The 20,863-nt window shown below is 67.4% G+C and carries 16 protein-coding genes; 10 read left to right on the forward strand and 6 right to left on the reverse strand.

The annotated features are described in order from the left end of the window. Positions 1 to 39: 39 nt before the first annotated feature. From BLS34_RS01060 to BLS34_RS01070, 3 genes are all read left to right on the forward strand, one after another. Complete coding sequence (locus BLS34_RS01060) at positions 40 to 699, forward strand: TRAP transporter small permease subunit (RefSeq protein ID WP_093147543.1); 660 nt, start codon at positions 40 to 42, stop codon at positions 697 to 699. Between the two features lie 3 nt (positions 700 to 702). Then, a complete protein-coding gene (locus BLS34_RS01065; RefSeq protein ID WP_051244822.1) occupies positions 703 to 2,316 on the forward strand; it encodes a TRAP transporter large permease in 1,614 nt (537 codons plus the stop codon). 128 nt (positions 2,317 to 2,444) lie between these two features. Beyond that, the gene (locus BLS34_RS01070; RefSeq protein ID WP_093147545.1) at positions 2,445 to 3,389 is read left to right on the forward strand and encodes an alpha/beta hydrolase; all 945 of its coding nucleotides are present in this window, start codon (positions 2,445 to 2,447) and stop codon (positions 3,387 to 3,389) included. An 18-nt stretch (positions 3,390 to 3,407) separates the two neighbouring features. On the opposite strand, the gene BLS34_RS01075 is transcribed toward BLS34_RS01070, so the two are convergent. Together BLS34_RS01075 and recG are read right to left on the reverse strand one after the other, a co-directional pair. After that, positions 3,408 to 3,848 carry a type II 3-dehydroquinate dehydratase gene (locus tag BLS34_RS01075; protein WP_028794926.1) on the reverse strand — a complete coding sequence of 147 codons (441 nt, stop codon included), beginning with the start codon at positions 3,846 to 3,848 and terminating at the stop codon, positions 3,408 to 3,410. Between the two features lie 26 nt (positions 3,849 to 3,874). Continuing rightward, the gene (gene recG / locus BLS34_RS01080; protein ID WP_093147547.1) at positions 3,875 to 5,953 is read right to left on the reverse strand and encodes an ATP-dependent DNA helicase RecG; all 2,079 of its coding nucleotides are present in this window, start codon (positions 5,951 to 5,953) and stop codon (positions 3,875 to 3,877) included. A 127-nt stretch (positions 5,954 to 6,080) separates the two neighbouring features. Here recG and BLS34_RS01085 point away from each other — a divergent pair, with 127 nt between their 5' ends. From BLS34_RS01085 to BLS34_RS01100, 4 genes are all read left to right on the forward strand, one after another. Then, entirely contained in the window at positions 6,081 to 6,347 is a 267-nt protein-coding gene (locus BLS34_RS01085) for an FAD assembly factor SdhE (RefSeq protein ID WP_093147549.1), read from the forward strand. Between the two features lie 19 nt (positions 6,348 to 6,366). Next, complete coding sequence (gene mfd, locus BLS34_RS01090) at positions 6,367 to 9,864, forward strand: transcription-repair coupling factor (protein ID WP_093147551.1); 3,498 nt, start codon at positions 6,367 to 6,369, stop codon at positions 9,862 to 9,864. 219 nt (positions 9,865 to 10,083) lie between these two features. After that, complete coding sequence (locus tag BLS34_RS01095; RefSeq protein WP_028794922.1) at positions 10,084 to 10,908, forward strand: formate/nitrite transporter family protein; 825 nt, start codon at positions 10,084 to 10,086, stop codon at positions 10,906 to 10,908. Position 10,909: 1 nt separating this feature from the next. After that, positions 10,910 to 11,869 (forward strand): ABC transporter transmembrane domain-containing protein, encoded by a 960-nt coding sequence (locus tag BLS34_RS01100; RefSeq protein ID WP_038014227.1) that lies wholly within the window; start codon positions 10,910 to 10,912, stop codon positions 11,867 to 11,869. A gap of 57 nt (positions 11,870 to 11,926) precedes the next feature. On the opposite strand, the gene BLS34_RS01105 is transcribed toward BLS34_RS01100, so the two are convergent. Together BLS34_RS01105 and BLS34_RS01110 are read right to left on the reverse strand one after the other, a co-directional pair. Beyond that, the gene (locus BLS34_RS01105; RefSeq protein ID WP_028794920.1) at positions 11,927 to 12,586 is read right to left on the reverse strand and encodes a DsbA family oxidoreductase; all 660 of its coding nucleotides are present in this window, start codon (positions 12,584 to 12,586) and stop codon (positions 11,927 to 11,929) included. 135 nt (positions 12,587 to 12,721) lie between these two features. Further along, positions 12,722 to 13,060, reverse strand: coding sequence for a hypothetical protein (locus BLS34_RS01110; protein ID WP_093147553.1), 339 nt, complete (start codon positions 13,058 to 13,060; stop codon positions 12,722 to 12,724). Between the two features lie 91 nt (positions 13,061 to 13,151). Between BLS34_RS01110 and BLS34_RS01115 the strand changes: the two genes are divergently transcribed. Continuing rightward, positions 13,152 to 13,424 carry a LuxR C-terminal-related transcriptional regulator gene (locus BLS34_RS01115; RefSeq protein WP_093147555.1) on the forward strand — a complete coding sequence of 91 codons (273 nt, stop codon included), beginning with the start codon at positions 13,152 to 13,154 and terminating at the stop codon, positions 13,422 to 13,424. Between the two features lie 79 nt (positions 13,425 to 13,503). Next, the gene (locus BLS34_RS01120; RefSeq protein WP_093147557.1) at positions 13,504 to 15,129 is read left to right on the forward strand and encodes an acyl-CoA synthetase; all 1,626 of its coding nucleotides are present in this window, start codon (positions 13,504 to 13,506) and stop codon (positions 15,127 to 15,129) included. A 271-nt stretch (positions 15,130 to 15,400) separates the two neighbouring features. Here BLS34_RS01120 and BLS34_RS01125 read toward each other — a convergent pair whose 3' ends face one another. Next, on the reverse strand, positions 15,401 to 17,926 hold the full coding sequence (locus BLS34_RS01125; protein WP_093147559.1) for a mechanosensitive ion channel domain-containing protein: 2,526 nt from the start codon (positions 17,924 to 17,926) through the stop codon (positions 15,401 to 15,403). A gap of 83 nt (positions 17,927 to 18,009) precedes the next feature. Here BLS34_RS01125 and BLS34_RS01130 point away from each other — a divergent pair, with 83 nt between their 5' ends. Further along, positions 18,010 to 19,044: a Gfo/Idh/MocA family protein gene (locus BLS34_RS01130; RefSeq protein WP_093147561.1), complete on the forward strand. Its 1,035-nt coding sequence runs from the start codon at positions 18,010 to 18,012 to the stop codon at positions 19,042 to 19,044. On the opposite strand, the gene BLS34_RS01135 is transcribed toward BLS34_RS01130, so the two are convergent. Further along, positions 19,037 to 20,839, reverse strand: coding sequence for an adenylate/guanylate cyclase domain-containing protein (locus BLS34_RS01135; protein ID WP_093147563.1), 1,803 nt, complete (start codon positions 20,837 to 20,839; stop codon positions 19,037 to 19,039). The genes BLS34_RS01130 and BLS34_RS01135 overlap by 8 nt on opposite strands. Between the last annotated feature and the right edge of the window lie 24 nt (positions 20,840 to 20,863).

Here is a 20,863-nt window from a genome sequence, read left to right on the forward strand (position 1 = left end):
GTCGAGGCCGAGGCGTAGCAACCAACCGAAAGCAGAGAGATGGGTGCACTTCTAAGCGTCGCCGGACTCCTGGACGGGATCGCCAGATGGATCGGCAAGACGATCGGCTGGATCATGATCCCCCTGATCCTGGTGATTATTTTCGACGTCATCACGCGGAAGATCGACTTCACGCGTTTGCTTTTTGCCGAATATACGGCGGCGTCCGGCTATTCGGTTTCCACGATCCTGCAGGACCTGCAGTGGCACTTCCACGCGGCTCTGCTGATGCTGACTTTCGGTTTCGGATACCTGGCGAATGCGCATGTCCGGGTCGACGTGTTTCGGGAGCTGCTTTCGCGCCGGCCCCAGGCCTGGATCGAGATCTGCGGCCTGATCTTCTTCGGCTTCCCCTTCGTCGTGCTGATGATCTTCTACGCCTACCAGATGACCGAGCTGTCCTTCCATCAGGGCGAGGGCTCGGAATCGATGACCGGCATCGGCCAGCGCTGGTTCATCAAGAGCTTCATGCTGTGGGGCTTCATCGTGACGATGATGGCGATCCTGGCGACGCTGTTCCGGCTGATCGCCTATCTGTTCGGCGACCAGGACGCCCAGGACGAGGCGCAAGAAGGCCTGGAGATCTTCGCGGACGCTAATGACGAGCTCGAGGAGGCCCGCCGTCTGGCGGAAGAAGCCCTCAAGCGTGGGGGAGACTGACCGATGGAGTTCTTCGACGCGATCTACGATCACCTCTATGAGTTTATCGGCGCCTACATGTTCCTGGCGCTGGCGCTGACGCTGTTCACGGGTCTGCCCGTGGCCATCGCGCTCGGCGGCATTTCGGTGATCTTCGGCGGTGTCGCCATCTACCTGGAATTCCTCGACGTCGCGGTGTTCTTCCAGGTCATCCAACGCGTCTGGGGTGGTGACGGGGCCTCCGGTGCCGTGCAGAACCCGATCCTGGTGGCGGTCCCATGTTTCGTCTTCATGGGAACCATGCTGGAGAAATCCCGTGTCGCCGAAGACCTGCTGCATATCCTGCAGGTCATGCTGCGGCGGGTGCCGGGCGCCCTGGCGCTCTCGGTCACGGTCATGGGCACGATCATGGCGGCGACCACCGGCATCATCGGCGCCTCGGTCGTCATGATGACGCTGCTGGCCCTGCCGGCCATGCTGCATCGTGGTTACCATCCCGCACTTGCCACAGGCACGATCGCCGCCTCTGCGACGCTCGGCATTCTGATCCCGCCGTCGATCATGCTGGTCCTCATGGCCAACCTGCTCGCGGTGTCGGTCGGCAACCTGTTCATCGGGGCGATCTTCCCGGGACTGGTGCTCTCCGGTCTGTACTTCGCCTACATTCTGCTGATCAGCGGCATCCGCCCCCAACTAGCGCCGCCGCTGCCCGACGATGCGATCGTTCTCGACCCGACGCAGAAGAAGAACGTTGCCCGTGTCTGTTTCATCGTGGCGGGGATCGTTCTGATCGCCTATCTCGGAACCACGTTCATCGGTGACGAGACGATCAACTGGGGGCTGTCCGGCTTCCTGGCGATCTTCGCGGCCTGCATGCTCCTCGGACGCGTGGAAGGCGACACGATGCTGGGCGGTGTGCTCAGGGGCTTCGTGCCGCCGATCTTCCTGATCGTCATGGTGCTGGGCTCGATCTTCGCCGGCTGGGCGACGCCGACGGAAGCGGCGGGTGTGGGTGCCTTCGGCTCCCTGATCCTGGCCTGGTTCAACCGGACGCTGACCCGCCAGGTCCTGACCCAGGTGATCCACCGGACCGCCCTGACCACCGCGATGATCTTCTTCATCTTCGTCGGTGCCACGGCGTTCTCGACGATCTTCCGGAACGTCTACGGCGAGGACCTGATCATCGAGTTCATCGAATGGCTCGACCTGCATCCCTGGTCGCTGCTGTTCATGCTGATGTTCACGATCTTCCTGCTGGGCTTCTTCTTCGACTTCCTGGAGATCACGCTCATCATCCTGCCGGTCTTCGCCCCGGTCATCCGGGCGCTGGCGCCGGCCTTCGCGAACCATCTGGGGTATGCGGAGCCGTCGAACGTGGCGGAAACGCAGTTCTTGGAGGCACAGGTCATATATTGGTTCGCCATCCTAGTGGCGACGAACCTACAGACCTCGTTCCTAACGCCTCCATTCGGGTTCGCGCTGTTCTACATGAAGGGCGTGGCACCATCCTCGGTGAAGATGCAGGACATCTACTTCGGCATCATCCCGTTCGTGGCTCTGCAGGTGGTCGGCATCCTGCTGGTCCTCGAATTCCCGGGGCTGGCGCTCTGGCTGCCTGAGCAGATCCTCGGACGCTAGCAAGGCTGATCTGAACACCGACCAAAGCGGCCGCTCCGGACCTCCGGAGCGGCCGTTCTCATTGTGGAACCGGCGCGCTACGATCAGGTCACCAAGAGTCGACAAGAGCCCCCGAGGAGAGGAAGACCATGGCGCTGGATCCGCAATGCGTTGAGCTGATGGCCGCGATCAACGACATTGGCTCGCCCTTCGACACGGACGATCCGGTCGAGGCGCGGCGGCGGGTGCAGGAATCCGTCGACCGGGCCAAACCCTATGGCGGGCGCTTCAGCGCGGTGGAGAACGGCAGCCTCGACGGGCCGGAGGGCGCGATCGTCTACCGGCTGTACCGGCCGGAGGACGCGGCCGAGAGTCCGGGGCCGGTGCTGGTCTACTACCACGGCGGCGGCATGGTGTTCGGTTCGCTCGACAGCCACGATCCGATCTGCCGGGCGATCGCCGAGGCGGTGCCGTGCACGGTGATCTCCATCGGCTACCGCCTGGCCCCCGAGACGCCGTTTCCGGGGGCGGCCGAGGACGCGATCGCCGCCTTCCGCTGGGTCGTGGCGCAGGCCGAACGCCTTGGCATCGATCCTACGCGGGTGGCGGTCGGCGGCGACAGCGCCGGGGGCAATCTGGCGGCCGTGGTCAGTAACGAGACCCGGGGCGACCCGATTCCGCCCTGCTTCCAATGGCTGATCTATCCCAATGTGGACCTGGCGGCCGAGGGCGGGTCGATCGACGCCTTCGCCGAGGGCTATTTCCTCACGAAGTCGGCGATGGACTGGTACAAGAACTTCTACGCGCCCGATCCCGCGAGCCGGCTCAACCCGCTGTGCTCGCCGCTGCGCGCGGAGAGCCTTGTCGGCGTCGCCCCGGCTCTGGTGACCACGGCCGGGTTCGACCCGTTGAAGGACGAGGGCAGGGCCTATGTGGAGAAGCTGAAGGCCGACGGCGTGCCGGTCGAGTACATCGACTATCCCGGCATGATCCACGGCTACCTGCGGGCCTTCGCGATCGTCGACGTGGCGCGTCAGACCATCGTGGAGTCCGCCCGGTCGATCCGCGCGGCGTTCGGGATGCCGGCCGCCTGAACCGGGGAAGGACGGCGGTCAGTCCGCCCGTTTCTTCTTCACCACCCGGATCAGGGCATCGAGGCCGAGCAGATAGGAATCGATGCCCATCCCGGTGATCATCCCGTCCGCCTCGCTGGACGGGATGGAGGGGATGCCGCGCCGCTCGATGTTCGACATGTGAACCTCCACATAGGGTAGCTCCACCCCGCGCAGGCAGTCGCGCAGGGCGTATCCGGCGTAGTTGAAGCCGGCCGGGTTCATCATCAGCCCGTCGATCCCGTCGCGGGCGGCCTGGTAGATCCGGGTGATCGCCTCGCCCTCGACGTTTGTATAGTAGATGTCCAAATCGACTCCGTGCCGCCGGGCTTCGGCCAGCAGCAGCGCGTCGAGCTCGGCGGCGGTCGTGGTGCCGTAGACTTCCGGCTGGCGGCGGCCCAGCCATTCCATGTTGGCGCCCTGGATCAGCAGCAGCTTCACCGGTTCCTCCCTTGGTCTTCTGACTTTTATGCGCCCCGCAGGTATCGCACGGCGGCATCCCGCTCGAACAGGTAGAGAAGGGTGCGCACCGCCTTGCCGCGCGCGCCCTCCAGCTCCGGGTCCTGGTTCAGCAGCAGCCGGGCGTCGTCGCGGGCGACTTCGAACAGGTCGTTATGGGCGGCGGCGTCGGCCATGCGGAAGGTCGGCAGGCCGCTCTGCCGCGTGCCCAGAACCTCGCCGGCGCCGCGCAGCTTCAGGTCCTCCTCGGCGATGCCGAACCCGTCCTCGCTGTCGCGCATGACCGACAGCCGGGCCCGGCCGGTCTCGCTCAGCGGCGCGGCGTAGACCAGCAGGCAGGTGGAGGCCTTGTCGCCGCGCCCGATCCGCCCGCGCAGCTGGTGAAGCTGGGCCAGGCCGAAGCGCTCGGCGTGTTCGATCACCATCACCGTGGCGTCCGGCACGTCGACCCCGACCTCGATCACCGTGGTGGCGACGAGCAGATCGACGGAGCCTTCCTTGAAGGACGCCATCATCTTGTCCTTCTCCGGCCCCTTCATGCGGCCGTGGATCAGCCCGACCCGGTCGCCGAACCGTTCGCGCAGGGTGCTGGCGCGCTCCTCGGCGGCGGCCACGTCCAGCACCTCGGATTCCTCCACCAGCGGGCAGACCCAGTAGACCTTGGCGCCGGAATCCATGCGCCGGGCTATGCCGTCGATGACGTCCATCAACCGGTCGTTGGAGACCACGCGGGTGTCGATCGGCTGGCGGCCCGGCGGCTTCTCGGTCAGGCGCGAGACGTCCAGGTCGCCATAGGCGGTCATCACCAGCGTCCGGGGGATCGGCGTGGCGGTCATCACCAGGATGTCGACGCCCTGACCCTTCTGGCCCAGCACCATGCGCTGGTGCACGCCGAAGCGGTGCTGCTCGTCGATCACCGCCACGGCGAGGTCGCGGAACTCCACCTCCTCCTGGAACAGGGCGTGGGTGCCGACGACGATCTGCGCCGTGCCCTCGGCGATGCGGCCGAGGATGGTGCTACGGGTCTTGCCCTTGTCCCGGCCGGTGAGGATCTCGCAGCGGATGCCGACGGCGCGGGCCAGCGGCTCGATGGTGGCGAAATGCTGGCGCGCCAGGATCTCGGTCGGCGCCATCAGCGCCGCCTGGGCGCCGCATTCGATCGCGTTGGCCATGGTGACCAGCGCCACCAGGGTCTTGCCGCTGCCCACATCGCCCTGCAGCAGCCGCAGCATCCGGTTCGGCGCGGCCATGTCGCCCTCGATCTCTGAGAGCGCCGTGCGCTGGGCGCCGGTCAGGCTGAACGGCAGGTTTTTCAGGATCGCGTCGCGCAGCCGGCCGTCGCCCTTGATGACCCGACCCTTCTGCTTCTTCATCCGGGCTCGCACTAGGGCGAGTGCCAACTGGTTGGCCAGGATCTCGTCATAGGCCAGCCGCTGCCGGGGCAGGGAGTCGGGCTCCATCTCCAGCCGGTTCTGCGGATGGTGCACCGCCTTGACCGCCGCGCCCCAGGCCGGCCAGCCGCGCGCCTGGACCAGGGTGGCGTTGATCCACTCGTCCAGCACCGGCACCCGGGCCAGCGCGCCCTCGATGGCCTTGCGGATCGTGCGCTGGTGCAGACCGTCGGTGGACGGATGGGTCGGCTCGACGATGCGCACGCTGTCGGCCTCCTCCAGCGGCACCACGTGGTCGGGATGCGGCATCTGCGCCTTGCCGCGGAACCGCTCGACCTTGCCGCTGATCACCCGCTTCTGGCCGTGCGGCAGCAGCTTCTCCAGCCAGTCGCCCTTGGCGTGGAAATACACCAGCTCGATCTCGCCGGTCTCGTCGGCGCAGATCACCCGGTAGGGCGCGCGGCCGCGTCCCGGCTCGTGGCGCATCGTGGTGACGGTGAGGGTGGCGATCATCCCGTCCGGCGCGTCGGCCACCGTGGGGGAGAACCGGCGGTCGACCATGCCGCTGGGCAGGTGCCAGAGCAGGTCGACGATCTGCGGGCCGGCCGCCTTCTCGATCAGCTTGGCATAGCGCGGTCCGATGCCCGACAATTGGGACACATCGGCGAAGAGCGGGAAGAGGATCTCGGGGCGCAATGTCGCAACTCGTCCAGTCGGCGTGCCGGGGGTGGTCTCGGGTCTGTCCCTGCTTTATATCCCACAGCCCGGCATTGCGAGACCATGACAAGCCATCGGGACGGGACAGCTTGAAGAGGAGTGCGGCATGACCGAGGCCCTGGACGCCCGCCGCAAGCGCCTGCGCTACCGCAGCACCTATACCGGCACCAAGGAGACCGACCTGCTGCTCGGCGCCTTCGCCGACAGACATCTCGGGTCGCTGTCGGACTCCGATCTGGACGATTACGAGCATCTGCTCAGCATCGAGGACCCGCGGCTCTATACCTGGATCACCGGGCAGGAGACGCCGCCGGCGGAATTCGATACGCCGGTGCTGCAGATGCTGCGCGACTTCAAACTGACCCAGGCCTGATAAGAAGAAGGACCGGCCCATGGACATGGTGGGCGACCACGACCGGCTGTTTGCCGACTTCCCGACCGCCGTCGGCCGCGTGGCCATCGCGTCGGCCCCGGAAGGGGTGGACGCGGAGGCGATCGCCGCACTCGCCAATGCGCGCGGCCTGCTGCTGCATGTGGCGCGCGACGATACCCGAGTCGCGGCCCTGGCCCGGGCCATCGCCTTCTTCGACCCGGATCTGCGGGTGATGCAACTCCCGGCGTGGGACTGTCTGCCCTATGACCGGGTGTCGCCCAATACTGAGATTGTCAGCCGCCGGATCGACACCCTGGCGCGGCTCGCCGCCCGCAAGCGCAGCGCCAAGCCGACGGTCGTCCTGACCACGGTCAACGCCGTGCTGCAGCGGGTGCCGCCCAAGAGCTTCTTTGACGGCGCCACCCTGGTGCTGAAAGTCGGCCAGTCCATGCCACTGGACGAACTCACCGCCTTCTTCACCCGCAACGGCTACAACCGCTCCGACACGGTGCGCGAGCCCGGTGAATACGCTGTGCGCGGCGGCATCGTGGACGTGTTCCCGACGGGAACAGAGGAGCCGGTGCGGCTCGACTTCTTCGGCGACGACCTGGAGGAGATCCGGCGCTTCGACCCGATGTCCCAGCGCACCACCGGCAAGCGTAAGAGCGTGGCCTTCCTGCCGGTCGGCGAGGTGCTGCTGGACGAGACCACGATCCAGCGCTTCCGCTCCGGCTACCGCTCCCAGTTCGGCGCCGAGGTGACCGCCGATCCGGTCTATGAGGCGGTCTCCGCCGGCCGACGTCATGGCGGCATGGAGCACTGGCTGCCGTTGTTCCACGAGAGTCTGGGCACCGTGCTGGACTATGTCGGCGACGCGCCGGTTACCCTGGACCATCAGGCGGAGGAATCCGCCTCGGCCCGGTTCGAGCAGATCCAGGAGTATCACGACGCCCGGGTGCAGATGCTGCGCGCCGGCGGGGCGGAGGCCGGCGGCATCTACCGGCCGCTCGACCCCTACGCGCTGTATCTGGCGCCGGCGGATTGGTCGGTGCTGATGGCCGACCGGGCGGTCGGCGCCTTCACCCCGTTCTCCCTGCCGGAGGACGGTGCGGTGATCGATTTCGGCGCGCAGTCCGGCGTCGATCTGGCCGAAGCCCGCGCGCGCGGCGGCTCCGCCGTCTACGACGCGGTGCGCGACGCGGTGGTGGACGAGATCGGCAAGGGCCGCCGGGTCGTGGTCGCCGGCTACAGCGAAGGCTCCTGCGACCGGCTGGCCCATCTGCTGCGCGACCACGGCATCGACGCGATCGAGCCCGCTCCCAGCCTGCAGGCCGCCATGGCTCTGCCGCCGGCCACGGTGGCGACGGCGGTGCTGCCGCTGGAGCACGGCTACCGCCGGGGCGCGCTGACCGTCATCTCCGAGCCGGACATCGTCGGCGAGCGGCTGGTCCGCCCGTCCAGGCGGCGCAAGCGCCGGGGCGAGGACTTCCTGCGCGAGGTCTCCTCCCTGGAGGCGGGCGACTACGTCGTCCATTCCGAGCACGGCATCGGCCGCTATCTCGGGCTGGAGACGCTGGAGATCGGCGGCGCGCCGCACGACGTTTTGCGCCTGGAATATCTCGGCGGCGACAAGCTGTTCGTGCCGGTCGAGAACATCGACGTGCTGTCGCGCTACGGCAGCCAGGAGACCAAGGCGCAGCTCGACAAGCTGGGCGGCGCCGGCTGGCAGGCGCGCAAGGCCCGGGTCAAGAAGCGGCTGCTGGACATGGCCGAGGCGCTGATCGGCATCGCCGCCGAGCGCGAGCTGCGCAAGACCGAGCCGCTGTACCCGCCGCCGGGTACCTATGACGAGTTCTGCGCCCGCTTCCCCTTCACCGAGACCGAGGACCAGCTCAAGGCCATCGACGATGTGCTGGAGGACATGGCGTCCTCGCGGCCGATGGACCGGCTGGTCTGCGGCGATGTCGGCTTCGGCAAAACCGAGGTAGCGTTACGCGCGGCGCTGGTCGCCGCGGGGCAGGGCTATCAGGTCGCGGTGGTGGTGCCGACGACGCTGCTCTGCCGCCAGCACTACCGCAATTTCCGCGACCGGTTCCAGGGCTTCCCCATGCGGGTCGCCCAGCTCTCCCGGCTGGTCACAACCAAGGACGCCAACGAGATCCGCGAGGGCCTGCGCTCCGGCGACGTGAACATTGTGGTCGGCACCCACGCGGTGCTGTCCAAGCAGATCCAGTTCGACAATCTCGGCCTCGTCATCGTCGACGAAGAGCAGCATTTCGGCGTGACCCAGAAGGAGCGGCTGAAGGACCTGCGCAAGGAGGTCCACGTCCTGACCATGACGGCGACGCCGATCCCGCGCACCCTGCAGATGGCCCTGTCCGGCGTGCGCGAGATGAGCCTGATCGCTACGCCGCCGGTCGACCGGCTGGCGGTGCGCACCTTCGTCATGCCCTATGACGGGGTGATCATCCGCGAGGCCCTGCTGCGCGAGCGCTATCGCGGCGGTCAGACCTTCTATGTCTGCCCGCGCATCGAGGACCTGAGCCGGGTGCACGAGCGGCTGATCAAGCTGGTGCCGGACCTGCGCATCGGCCTGGCCCATGGCCGCATGGCGCCGACCGAGCTGGAGGACGTGATGACGGCCTTCACCGACGGCAATTACGACGTGCTGCTGTCCACCAACATCGTGGAGTCCGGCCTCGACATCCCGTCGGCCAACACCATCGTCATCCACCGCTCCGACATGTTCGGCCTGGCCCAGCTCTATCAGCTCCGCGGCCGGGTCGGGCGGTCGAAGACAAGGGCCTATGCCTATCTGACCACCCATCCGACCAAGGTCCTGCCGCCGATCGCCAAGCGCCGGCTGGAGGTGATGCAAACCCTGGACACGCTGGGGGCGGGCTTCTCGTTGGCCAGCCACGACATGGACATCCGCGGGGCAGGCAACCTGCTGGGCGACGAGCAGTCGGGCCAGGTCAAGGAAGTCGGCATCGAGCTGTATCAGGAACTGCTGCGCGAGGCGGTGGAGGCGGCCCGCGCGGGCGAAGGGACGGTCGCCGAGGACACGTCCTGGACGCCGCAGATCGCCCTCGGCATGCCGGTGCTGATCCCAGACGCCTATGTGCCCGACCTGTCGGTGCGCATGAGCCTGTACCGCCGCATCGCCATGCTGGTCGACAAGGACGAGATCGACGGGTTCGCCGCCGAGCTGGCCGACCGCTTCGGGCCGACCCCGCCGGAGGTGGAGAACCTGCTGAAGGTGGTCGCCATCAAGGGCCTGTGCCGCTCCGCCGGGATCGAGAAGGTCGATGCGGGCCCGAAGGGTGCCATCGTCGCTTTCCGCAACAACACCTTCGCCAACCCGCAGAAGCTGGTGAATTTCATGCAGCAGCAGGCGGGGTCCGTGCAGCTCCGCCCGGATCACAAGCTGGTCTACCGCCGGGCCTGGAACAAGCCGGAGCAGCGGGTGCTTGGCCTGACGCGCCTGATGGAGGAACTGGCCGCGATGGCGGCCTGATGGTCGCCGCACCGGTCTTCGCGACGCTGGACTGCTATATGGCGCGGCTGACCGATACCGGCTTCCGGCGGCCCTATCTGGCCACCATTCTGTTTCCTGGTCTGACGTCCCCCGTCCGTCTAAATGGGGAACCGTCGTCGCTTCCCGCGGGTTTACCATTGACGGGACCCCAATCGGAATCATCTGACGGGTTATTCCGATTGGGGAGCGGGCGGCCGGATGACGAACGAGCGAACGGAACAGGACGAAGCCGAAAAGAGCGCTGAGCGCATCGACGCGCTGAAACCGCTCTCCTCCGACGAGATGTTCGAGGTCGTGCGCCTCAACGGAGTGGAGGAGCTGAGCCGCCCGACCGTTTCTCTGGCGTTTTCAGGCCTGGCGGCCGGTCTGGCCATCGGCTTCTCCGTCATCGCCGAAGCGGCGGTGGTGGGCAGGCTGGACAGCGAGGCGAGCTGGGCCTCCCTACTCGGCGACATGGGCTATACGGTCGGCTTCATCATCGTCGTCCTCGGACGCCTTCAGCTGTTCACCGAGAACACCATCACCCCCGTGCTGCCGATCTGCCATGCGCCGACCCGCCGGAATTTCCTGGCGCTCGCGCGCAACTGGAGCGTGGTGCTGACGGCGAACATCGTCGGCGTGGTGATCTTCGCCGCGTTCCTGATGTTGCTGCCCTCGATCCCTCCCGAGATGCGCGAGGCCGTGGTGGATCTCGGCCGGCACTCGGTCGATGGCGGGTTCCTCGTAACCATGACCAAAGGGGTCGGCGCCGGCTTCCTAGTGGCGGCGCTGGTTTGGGTGAACGCCAACAGCCGGGGCGCCAGCCTGATGGCGGTGTTCGTGATCACCTATGTCATCGCGCTCTGCGAGTTCTCCCACGTGATCGCCGGCACCATGGAGATCGCCGCCCTGGTGATGGTGGACAACATCACCCTGTCGGGCGCGGTCTTCGGGTTCTTCCTGCCGGCTCTGATCGGCAATGTCATCGGCGGGACGGTCCTGTTCGCGTTCATTTCCTACGGACAGGTATACCAGGAGATCTGAGGTGTTTCTGAGCAGGCCCAAGCGGATCGACCGGACGGGCGACGACCGGCCGGCATCGAATCTGGTGTCGTTCATGTGGCGCATGAGCGGCTGGTACCAGCTGCCGGCCTGCGCGCTGGCGCTGATGGTCGCGGGTCTCACCGTTGTGCCGCTGGAGCTGCAGCGCCGCATCATCGACGACGCGCTGAGCCAGGGGAACGCCGATCTGCTGATGATCCTGGCGCTGATCTATCTCGGAGTGATCACCCTCAATGCCGGGGTCAAGTTCACCCTGCGGATCTACCAGGGCTGGCTGGCGGAGAGCGTCATCGCCTATTGCCGCCGGCACATCATCGACCTGCACGGCCGCCAGCCGACGGGAGACGGGCAGGGCGGCACGGCGGTGTCGATCGTCAACCACGAGCTGGAGGCGATCGGCGGCTTCGTGGGAGACGGGATCTCCGACCCGCTGGCCCAGGTCGGGGTTCTGCTGGCGATCGTGATCTACATGGTGACGGTGGAGCCGATGATCGCGCTGGTCAGCGTGGTCTTCCTCGGACCCCAGATCGTCCTGATCCCCGTGATCCAGCGCAAACTGAACGCCCTGGTCGACAGGCGGATCGACCTGATCCGGTCGCTGAGCGAAGACGTCGCCGAACGGTCTGACGATGCCGACGACCAGATGCGCACCGACAACGACATCCGTCGGGTGTTCGGCAACCGCATGCGCTTCTTCGTCTGGAAGTTCCTGGGCAAGGTGGCGCTGAACTTCCTGAACGCCGCCGCCCCTCTGATGGTGCTCGGGTTCGGTGGCTGGATGGTGGTTCAGGGCCAGACCGAGGTCGGCGTGATCGTCGCCTTCATCTCCGGGTTCAATCGGATGGCGGAACCGCTGCGGGACCTGATCAACTATTACCGCACCTACGCCCAGACCGAAGTGAAGCACGACAAGGTCGCCAGCTGGATGGACACGCGGGCGTAGCAGGGCGGGCGTAACAGGAGACGGGCGTAACGGGTAAACGGTCGGGCGGTCAGGCGGTCAGGCCGTGTTGGCTGCGGCCGGCCGGGCGGCGGCTTCGTTCTGGACCAGCTCGAACAGCGGGAAGAAGGCCTCCGGCTCCTGTGCGCCGGCCAGCGCATAGCGCCGGTCGAAGATGAAGCAGGGCACGCCGTTGATGCCGTTCTCGTAGGCGAAGCGGGTCTCCGCCAGCACGTCGGCCACGGCCTCGTTGCTGTTCAGGAACTCGATCGCCTCGTCCCGGTCGAGCCCGGCCTCGGCGGCGATGTCCGCCAGCGTCTCCACGTCGCCGATATTCTGACCGTCGTAGAAATAGCCGGTGAACAGGCGCTCCACGAGAGCGTCCGACGCGCCGCGTTCCGACGCGAAGCGGATCAGCCGATGGGCCCGAACCGTGTTGGGCGTGGTGCCGATCTTGTCGAACTGGAAGTCGAGGCCTTCCTTGCGGCCGTTCTCGCGGATCGTCTCGTAGATCTGCGCCGCCCGCTCCGGCCCGCCGAACTTGGTCTGTAGGTAGGTCTGGCGCGGCATGCCCTGAACCGGCATGTCGGGATTGAGCTGGAACGCGCGCCAGTGGATTTCCACCTGCTCCTGCGGACGCTGGGCCAAGGCTCGCTCCAGCCGGCGCTTGCCGATGAAGCACCAGGGGCAGACGACGTCGGAGAAAATGTCGATACGCATGAACAGACCCTAACGTGCACCCCCGGCGCATACAACCGATCTATGGCGATGGGGCCGGGGAGTATGCGGCCCTGATGGACGGTACGTGCCGGGTCAGCGAACGATAGGGCCGTTCTTCCGATCGGTCGTGCAGTACTATCCGTTGCTGGACACCACGTTGTCGTTGTTGTCCACCATGTAGTCAAACACATGATACGTCCTGTTGCCGGCACTCACCGTGGTGTGAAGGTTTCCAGACCCGGCAACGCATTCGGATCCGTCGGCATGACCGCCGTCGAGGATGATGCACGTTTCGTTGTCGTAGGCCTGTCGAAGTGCCCGGCTGGTCGACGCGGCGATACGGTCGAAGTCCCTGGAACCGATCGGGTGTGTGTGACTGTTCGAGATATCGCACGCCCAGGCACCCGGGGCGGTGACCAGAGCGGCGAGACAGATCGTCAGACCGAGTCCGAGTGCGATCATCGTTTTCTTCATAGGAACCTCCTGACAACGAGACCGGTTTGCGGATCACGCTCTGCGGCGCGACCTCGCTCGGGACTCGGGGACTGCGCGAAAGGGACGGGATATGCGGGGCGCCAGCGGCTCACTGCGTGGCGCATTGGCGATCCACTGCTGCACATTGGCGGGCAGGCCCCGGTTCGGGTTCGCCACCGAGCAGGCCGTGCTGTTCGCCGCGCTGGCCGGCCGGCCGCTGTCGGAGGTGGCGGAGGCGCGCGGCACCAAGACCAGCACCGTGCGCTGGCACCTGAAGAACCTTCAGGCGAAGCTGGGGACGACGGACAAGGCCGGGGTCGTCGCCTGGATCGCCCGCAGTCCGGTCTGCGGGCTCGCGCGGTAGGCAGGAGCCGATCGCACGCTTGACGTTTGCCCGGCCCACGGAAATGGTTAAGTCCCGCTCGTCAAGGACACGACTGCCAATGACCGACTCGATCTACGACCGCGACCTGGACCGACGCCCGGCGAACTACGCGCCGCTGACACCGAGCGATTTCCTGGCTCGGGCCGCCCACACCTATCCGGACAAGGTGGCGGTGATCCACGGCACCCTGCGCCAGACCTATGCGCAGACCTACGCCCGGGCGCGGCGCCTGGCCTCCGCCCTGGTGCGGCGCGGGATCGGCACCGGCGATACGGTGGCGATCCTGGCGCCCAACACGCCGGCGATGCTGGAGGCGCATTACGGCGTGCCGATGGCGGGCGCGGTTCTGAACGCGATCAATACCCGCCTGGACGCGTCTGCCGTCGCTTTCATTCTGGATCACGGCGCCGCCAAGGTCGTGCTGGTCGACCGCGAGTTCACCGGCGTCATGGCCGACGCCCTGTCCCAGTCCGAGGGCGCGCCGACGGTCGTGTGGATCGACGACATCCTGGCCGAGAGCGGAGACCCATTGGGCGCGTGCGACTACGAGGCTTTCCTGGCGGAAGGCGACCCGGACTATGCCTGGTCCTGGCCGAAGGACGAGTGGCAGGCGATCTGCCTGAACTACACGTCGGGCACCACGGGCGATCCCAAGGGCGTGGTCTACCACCACCGCGGCGCCTACCTGAACGGCATGGGCAACGCCATCGCCTTCCAGGTCGACCGGAACTCCCGGTATCTGTGGACCCTGCCGATGTTCCACTGCAACGGCTGGACCTTCACCTGGGGCGTGACGGCGGCCTGCGGCACCCATGTCTGCCTGCGCAAGGTCGACCCCAAACTGATCTTCGAGCTGATCGGCGAGCATACGGTCACCCATATGTGCGGCGCGCCGATCGTGCTGACCATGCTGATCCACGCGCCCGACGAGGTGAAGCGCCGCTTCGACCACGAGATATGGATCGGCACCGGCGGGGCCGCCCCGCCGAGTGCGGTGATCTCCGGCATGGAGCAGATGGGCTTCAAGGTCATGCACCTGTACGGGCTGACCGAGACCTACGGTCCGTCGGGCATCTGTGCCTGGCCGCCGGAATGGAACGAGCTGATGCTCGACGACAAGGCCCGCAAGATGGCCCGCCAGGGTGTCGGCTATCCGACCCTGGAGGGGTTCCGCGTGGTCGACCCGGAGACCGGCGAGGACGTGCCGCGCGACGGCAAGACGATCGGCGAGATCGCGATCCGCGGCAACACGGTGATGAAGGGCTACCTGAAGAACCCGGCCGCCACCGCCAAGGCCTTTGTCGACGGCTGGTTCCGCTCCGGCGACCTGGCGGTGATGCATCCCGACGGCTATGCCGAGGTGAAGGACCGTTCCAAGGACATCATCATCTCCGGCGGCGAGAACATCTCCTCGCTCGAAGTGGAGGACGTGCTGTTCCGCCACCCGAAGATCATGGAGGCGGCCGTGGTCGCCCGGCCGGACGAGAAGTGGGGCGAGACGCCCTGCGCCTTCGTCACCCCGAAGCCGGGCGCCGATCTCACCGTGGAGGAGGTGGTGGCCTTCTGCCGGGAGAACATGGCGCATTTCAAGGTGCCGAAGACCATCGTCTTCACCGACCTGCCGAAGACCTCGACGGGCAAGATCCAGAAGTTCGTGCTGCGGGAGCAGGCCGTCGCGATGTAGGGGAGGGCGGTCATGGCTGCCGAGACCGGCTTCCAGACCCGCCGACCTGGGTTCGCAGCGGACAGCCGGTTGTCGCAGCGGCGACCCTTCGATAGGTCGCTCCCCTGGATCAAGTCCAGCGGCTTCTCAGGGTGAGGTCATCTCATAAATCCAGTCGTCATCCCGGCCGATCGTGGGATGACGGATATTTAACACTACCGATACCCTCGCCCTGAGCGGCGCCGGCTCAAGGCCGGAGCGCGTCGACGGGCCGGGCAGCGCACCCAGACCTTTAGCTGTCCATCTCGCCGCCCTTCGGCGCCTGATGGTCGAAATCGCGGTCCGCCGGCACCGGGCCGAGCATCCGGTCCTGCACGTCGTCGCGGCGCAGGCGGGTGTCGGTGTGCGGGCGCGGGAAGGCGATGCCCGCGGCGCGCAGGCGTTCGGCCACGCCGAAATGCAGATCGTTGGTCACCGTCAGGAAGTTGTTGATGTCGATCAGATAGACCCGGAGCTGCAGCCGCATCGCCACGTCGTCGAAGCCGTGGAAATACAGGTACGGCTCTGGCCATGTGGCGACCATCGGGTGTTCGGAGGCGACGTCGAGCAGGATGTCGCCCACCTTCTTCGGATCCTCGCCGTAGCTTACCGGCACGGCGACGTCGATGCGGCCGTACTTGTCCTTGTGGGTGTAGTTGATCAGCGCCGAGGTGATCAGCTCGGAGTTCGGGATGATCACTTCCGAGCGCTGGAAGGTCTGGATCTCGGTGGCGCGCACGTTGATGCGCTTCACCGTCCCCTCGAAAGCGCCGATCTTGATCCAGTCGCCGACCTTGATCGGGCGCTCCGCCAGCAGGATCAGGCCGGAGACGAAGTTGTTCACGATCGCCTGCAGGCCGAAGCCGATACCGACCGACAGCGCACCGGCGATCAGCGCCAGATTGGACAGATCGAAACCGACCGTCGCCACCGCGGTCAGCAGCGCCAGGGTCACGCCGATATAGCCGATGCCGGCGGTCACCGAGTGCTGTACGCCCGAGTCGATATGGGTATGCGGGAAGATCCGGCGCACCAGGCCGCGCTGGATCATCCGGGTGATCACCAGGGCGACGAAGAAGGCCACGAGCCCCGCCAGCAGACTGCCGGGCGAGATCCGCACCGAGCCGACATCGAACCCCTCCAGCGCCCGCATCACGATCAGATACAGATCGCCGGCGCTCATCCCGACGATCAGGGCGATGCCGAGCATCGCGCCGGCGAAGGTCGCCAGATCGATCAGGATGTTGAACCAGAAGATCGTGCGCGTGATCGCCGCGTCGCTGGCGCCGGCGATCCGCTGGACCCAGCGATGGGCGCGGGTGGTCGGGTCGTCGACGATGCCGCCGAGGTCGCGCACCAGGCCGCGCGCCATGATCAGGGCCAGGGCGAGGAAGCTGACGTCGATCAGCTTGGACAGCAGCCAGATCGCGGCCTCGCTGTAGCCGATCAGGGCGAAGGCGACGCCCGCGACGGCGACCAGGATCAGGAGCCAGCGGATCACGGTGCCCGGATCGATGCCGGTCCGGGCGTCGTCGGACTCGTCCTCCCCGTCGGCGGCCTGGGCCTGCGGTTCCCAATAGTCCCGGCGCAACAGGGCCAGCAGGTTGGTGGCGATCAGCACGCTGAAGACGAGCGCGAAGCCCGAGCGTAGTTCCGGCGAGATGTTCAGGTTCTGCGCCACCTCGATCAGGAACAGCGCGACATGCAGGGTCGTCAGCAGGATCAGCGACCGGCGCCAGATGACCGAGACCGACTCGTCCGGAATGTCGGGCAGGCGCCAAGGCGTGTTGTGCGGCGCCAGGGCGGCGCGGATCAGTCCGGTCAGCAGCAGGAACCGCACCAGCGCTTCCTGGGCGGAGACCAGGACGATGGTGGCGAGCCCCGAGGTGACCGCGAGCTGTTCGATCACGAAGACCGGGGCGGCGATCACCGCAGCCGGGGCAAGTCCGCGCGAGATGGCGACGACGATGGCGGCCAGCACCCTGCGCGAATAGGACGTCGGCTCGCCATGGGGGCCGAAGCGGCGCTCCAGCCAGAACAGGGAGGCGAGCCAGACCGCCAGGGCGATGACCGTCACCGTAATCAGCGGCGGCAGCGCCGACAGGCTGCGCTCGAGTCCCCGGCTCAGATCCATGAGCGGGGCGGAGATGATCCGTGCCAGCACGTCCAGCCCGTCGCGCAGCCCGGTCAGGAGCACCTCCGGGCGCAGCGGCGTGGGATACTGGGTGAACAGCCGCTCGCGCAGCTCCGCGACCCGGGCGACGCCGATCTGCTCGACCAACTGGTCGGCCAGCTCGATCAGCAGGCCGATCTCCTTGTGCCGGCCCTCGACCTCGCGGATGCGCTCGGTCAGCTCGCCGCGTCGCCGCAGGACCGCGTCCGGCTCCAGCCCGTCTTCGGGGGGCGGGCCCAGGGAGTCGAGTTGGGCATGGAGCTGCGAGATCTGGGCGTCGAGCTGCCGCCGGCGCTCCTCGATCACCGCCTTGGTGTCGACGATCTGGGTACGGATGACCGCGAGCTGCTCCTGGCTGAGATCGGCGCGGCCGCCGATCAGCCGGAACACCTCCAGCGCCTGTTCCCAGCGCGCGATATCGCCGTCGGTTTCTTCCAGGACATGGTCGGTGTCGGGCGCCGGGGACGGCCCGAGCGAGCGCGTGATGGTGTCCTGCAGGCTGCTCGTGGAGGGGGGGCTGGCCGGCTGGGCGTGGACGTTCCCGGCTGCGAGGCTCCACGCCACGGCCGCAAGGACGGAGCCGACAAGGAAGGCGGAGCGCAACATAGGGGGCGATGTGCCATGGCACGCGCTTGCGCACAAGCGGCGTCTGGACGAGCCTGGGCGGCAACAAGAAAAGGGGGAGGCGGATGACGGATCGGATCGCCATCGTCGGCTGCGGCTATTTCGCGGCGTTTCATCACGAGGCCTGGGCCCGGATGCCGGGCGTGGAGGTTGTCGCGGTCTGCGACCGGGAGCCCGCGAAGGCCGAGGCGGTGCGCGCGGCCCATCATCCCGCCGCCACGGTGTTCGACGACGTGGCGCGGATGCTGGACGAAACCGGTCCAAGCCTTGTCGACATCGTCACCCCGCCGGCCACCCATGCGCCGCTGGTCGCGCTCTGCGCCGCGCGCGGGATCGACGTGATCTGCCAGAAGCCGCTCGCGCCCGACCTGGAGGCCGCGCGCCGGCTGGTGGATGAGGCCGAGGCCGCCGGGATCCGGCTGGCGGTGCACGAGAACTTCCGGTTCCAGCCCTGGTTCCGCGAGGCCCGGCGGCTGATCGACGGGGGCCGGTTCGGAGCGCTGCATTCGGTCGCCTTCCGGATGCGGCCGGGGGACGGGCAGGGGCCGCGCGCCTATCTCGACCGGCAACCCTATTTCCAGAAAATGGACCGCTTCCTGGTGCACGAGACCGCCGTGCACCTGATCGACACCTTCCGCATGCTGATGGGCGAGGTCGCCAGCCTCTATGCCGATCTGCGGCGGATCAATCCGGCGATCGCCGGAGAGGATGCCGGCTACATTCTGCTGGGCTTCGAGACCGCGGCGACCGGGCTGGTGGACGGCAACCGGCTGAACGACCACGTCGCCGAGAACACGCGCCTGACCATGGGCGAGATGTGGCTGGAGGGCGAGGGCGGCGTGCTGCGGCTCGACGGGTCCGGAGGCCTGCACTGGAAACCCCATGGCGGGGCCGAGGCGGAACACGGCTATGCCTGGCAGAACCGGGGCTTCGGCGGCGACTGCGTCTTCGCCACCAACGCCCATATCGTGGAGGCCTGGCGCGCCGGCGCGGCGGCGCAGAACGAGGGCCGGGCCTATCTGCGCAACATGGAACTGGTGGACGCGGCCTACCGCTCCAGCGAGGCCGGACGCCGGCTGGACGTCCGGGCCGTCAGCTGAGCCGCCAGATCCCGATCGGGTGGGAGAGGCCGCGCAGGGTGCGGTCGCCCAGGTTCTGCGCCGCCGCGGGCGGATCCCCGGCGCCCTCGACCGTCACCGCGCTGGCCAGCGCCACCACCTCGCCCTGCGGATCGACCTCCTTGCCGAGCTGCTCGATCCGGTTGGCCACGTTCACCGGGTCGCCCACCAGGGTGTAGTTGATCCGGCCTGGCGCGCCGATATTGCCGACGACGACGGTGCCGGAATGCAGGCCGATACGGATCCTGACCGGCGGCTCGCCGGCCGCCGCGCGCACCTCGTTCTCGGCGTGCACGGCCCTGGCGATGGCCTGGGTGGCCCGGATGGCGCGGGCGGCGTGATCCTCCTGCCGGCTGGGCGCGCCCCAGAAGGCCATGACGCTGTCGCCGATATACTTGTCGATGGTGCCGTCCTCGGCCTCCACGCAGCGGGCGACCAGCGAGAAATGCGCGTTCAAAAGCTCGGAGATCTCGCCGGCGCCCTTGTTCTCCGACAGGGTCGTGAAGCCCGAGATGTCGGTGAACATCACCGTCACCTCCCGGCTGCGCGTCGGAAAGCCGTCGGTCTGGGAGGCGTCCATCAGCCGCTTGACCAGGCGGCGCGGCACGTAGATCTCGAACCAGCGCAGGGTGCCCACCATGCTGTGGAAGGCGGCGGACGCGTCGCGCAGCTCGGCGACGGTGGTCTCCGGCGCGTCAGGAATGGAGTCCAGATCCAGGCGGCGGATGCTGTCGGAGGCGAGCGCCAGGGCGGTGACCGGCTGGCGCACCGACTGGGCGACCCGCCACAGCAGGAACAGGGTGAGCGCGAGCACGGCGCCGCCGGCGATCAGGATGGCGTAGAGCCGGGTGAACAGGATCTCCGAGCTCTCGGTGCTCGCGGCAACGCCCACGGTCCATTCCAGCGGCAGGACGGCGGGAAGATGCTGGGTGATGATGGCGTATTCGACGCCGTCGACCTCCACGATCGCGGTCTTCAGCCCCTCCAGACCGCGCAGCAGGCTGGTGTCGCGGGAATCGCCCCGGATGAACGCGGCGAGCACCTCGTCGCCCAGCTCCTCGGCGGTCGGCGTCGCGCTGCGGTGCTCGTCGAACCGATTGATGTGCGGGTCGTGGTGGGCGACCACATGGTTGCTGGAGTCGAGCAGGAAGGCTCGGACCGACGGGCTGGACAGCCGGGCCAGGAAGGTGGAGAGGTCGCCTGTGGTGATGCCGCTGGCGACGAAGCCGAGTACCTCGCCATTGGCCCGGATCGGATACTGGGCGACGACGATGGCGTGGCCGATATCGGCGGCCCAGACCGGGTCGCTCCACGTCACGCCGTCGACCCGGGTGCGGGCCTCGAAGCCTTCCGGGGTGATCCCGAGATCCTTCCAGGTCCCGCGCGCGACCAGATCGTTGCGGCCGACGCGGATCGTGCGGCCGTCCTTCAGCACGATGGCGGTGCCGCGGATCTGCGGCATGGCGGCCATGGTCAGGCGGATCCGGTCGATATCGGCGGAGCGGAAATCGAAATTCTCGCTGGCGATCATGTCGGCGACGACACGGGCGTGATCCTCGGCCGGGCGGAGGTGAGTCGCGGTGCGGGTGGCGACCACGGCCATGACCTCCGACACCCGCTCGCGGATCAGGTCGACGGTGTTCCGGCCGGCGGCGATGAAGCCGGTGGCGAGGACGATCACCAGGGACAGGGTGACCAATGTGCCGACCCCGCCGAGCAGCAGCCAGGCGATCGGAACGCTGCGCGGACGCAGTACGGGCTTTTTGCGCGAGAACATCGGATACGTCCATAAGCGCCCGAC

Source organism: Thalassobaculum litoreum DSM 18839, assembly GCF_900102465.1.
Lineage (GTDB): Bacteria > Pseudomonadota > Alphaproteobacteria > Thalassobaculales > Thalassobaculaceae > Thalassobaculum > Thalassobaculum litoreum.

Coding starts and splice junctions, on each gene's coding strand:
- BLS34_RS01060 (WP_093147543.1), top strand. CDS start 40: ATGGGTGCACTTCTAAGCGTCGCCGGACTCCTGGACGGGATCGCCAGA.
- BLS34_RS01065 (WP_051244822.1), top strand. CDS start 703: ATGGAGTTCTTCGACGCGATCTACGATCACCTCTATGAGTTTATCGGC.
- BLS34_RS01070 (WP_093147545.1), top strand. CDS start 2,445: ATGGCGCTGGATCCGCAATGCGTTGAGCTGATGGCCGCGATCAACGAC.
- BLS34_RS01085 (WP_093147549.1), top strand. CDS start 6,081: ATGACCGAGGCCCTGGACGCCCGCCGCAAGCGCCTGCGCTACCGCAGC.
- mfd (WP_093147551.1), top strand. CDS start 6,367: ATGGACATGGTGGGCGACCACGACCGGCTGTTTGCCGACTTCCCGACC.
- BLS34_RS01095 (WP_028794922.1), top strand. CDS start 10,084: ATGACGAACGAGCGAACGGAACAGGACGAAGCCGAAAAGAGCGCTGAG.
- BLS34_RS01105 (WP_028794920.1), bottom strand. CDS start 12,586: ATGCGTATCGACATTTTCTCCGACGTCGTCTGCCCCTGGTGCTTCATC.
- BLS34_RS01110 (WP_093147553.1), bottom strand. CDS start 13,060: ATGAAGAAAACGATGATCGCACTCGGACTCGGTCTGACGATCTGTCTC.
- BLS34_RS01115 (WP_093147555.1), top strand. CDS start 13,152: ATGCGGGGCGCCAGCGGCTCACTGCGTGGCGCATTGGCGATCCACTGC.
- BLS34_RS01120 (WP_093147557.1), top strand. CDS start 13,504: ATGACCGACTCGATCTACGACCGCGACCTGGACCGACGCCCGGCGAAC.
- BLS34_RS01125 (WP_093147559.1), bottom strand. CDS start 17,926: ATGTTGCGCTCCGCCTTCCTTGTCGGCTCCGTCCTTGCGGCCGTGGCG.
- BLS34_RS01130 (WP_093147561.1), top strand. CDS start 18,010: ATGACGGATCGGATCGCCATCGTCGGCTGCGGCTATTTCGCGGCGTTT.
- BLS34_RS01135 (WP_093147563.1), bottom strand. CDS start 20,839: ATGTTCTCGCGCAAAAAGCCCGTACTGCGTCCGCGCAGCGTTCCGATC.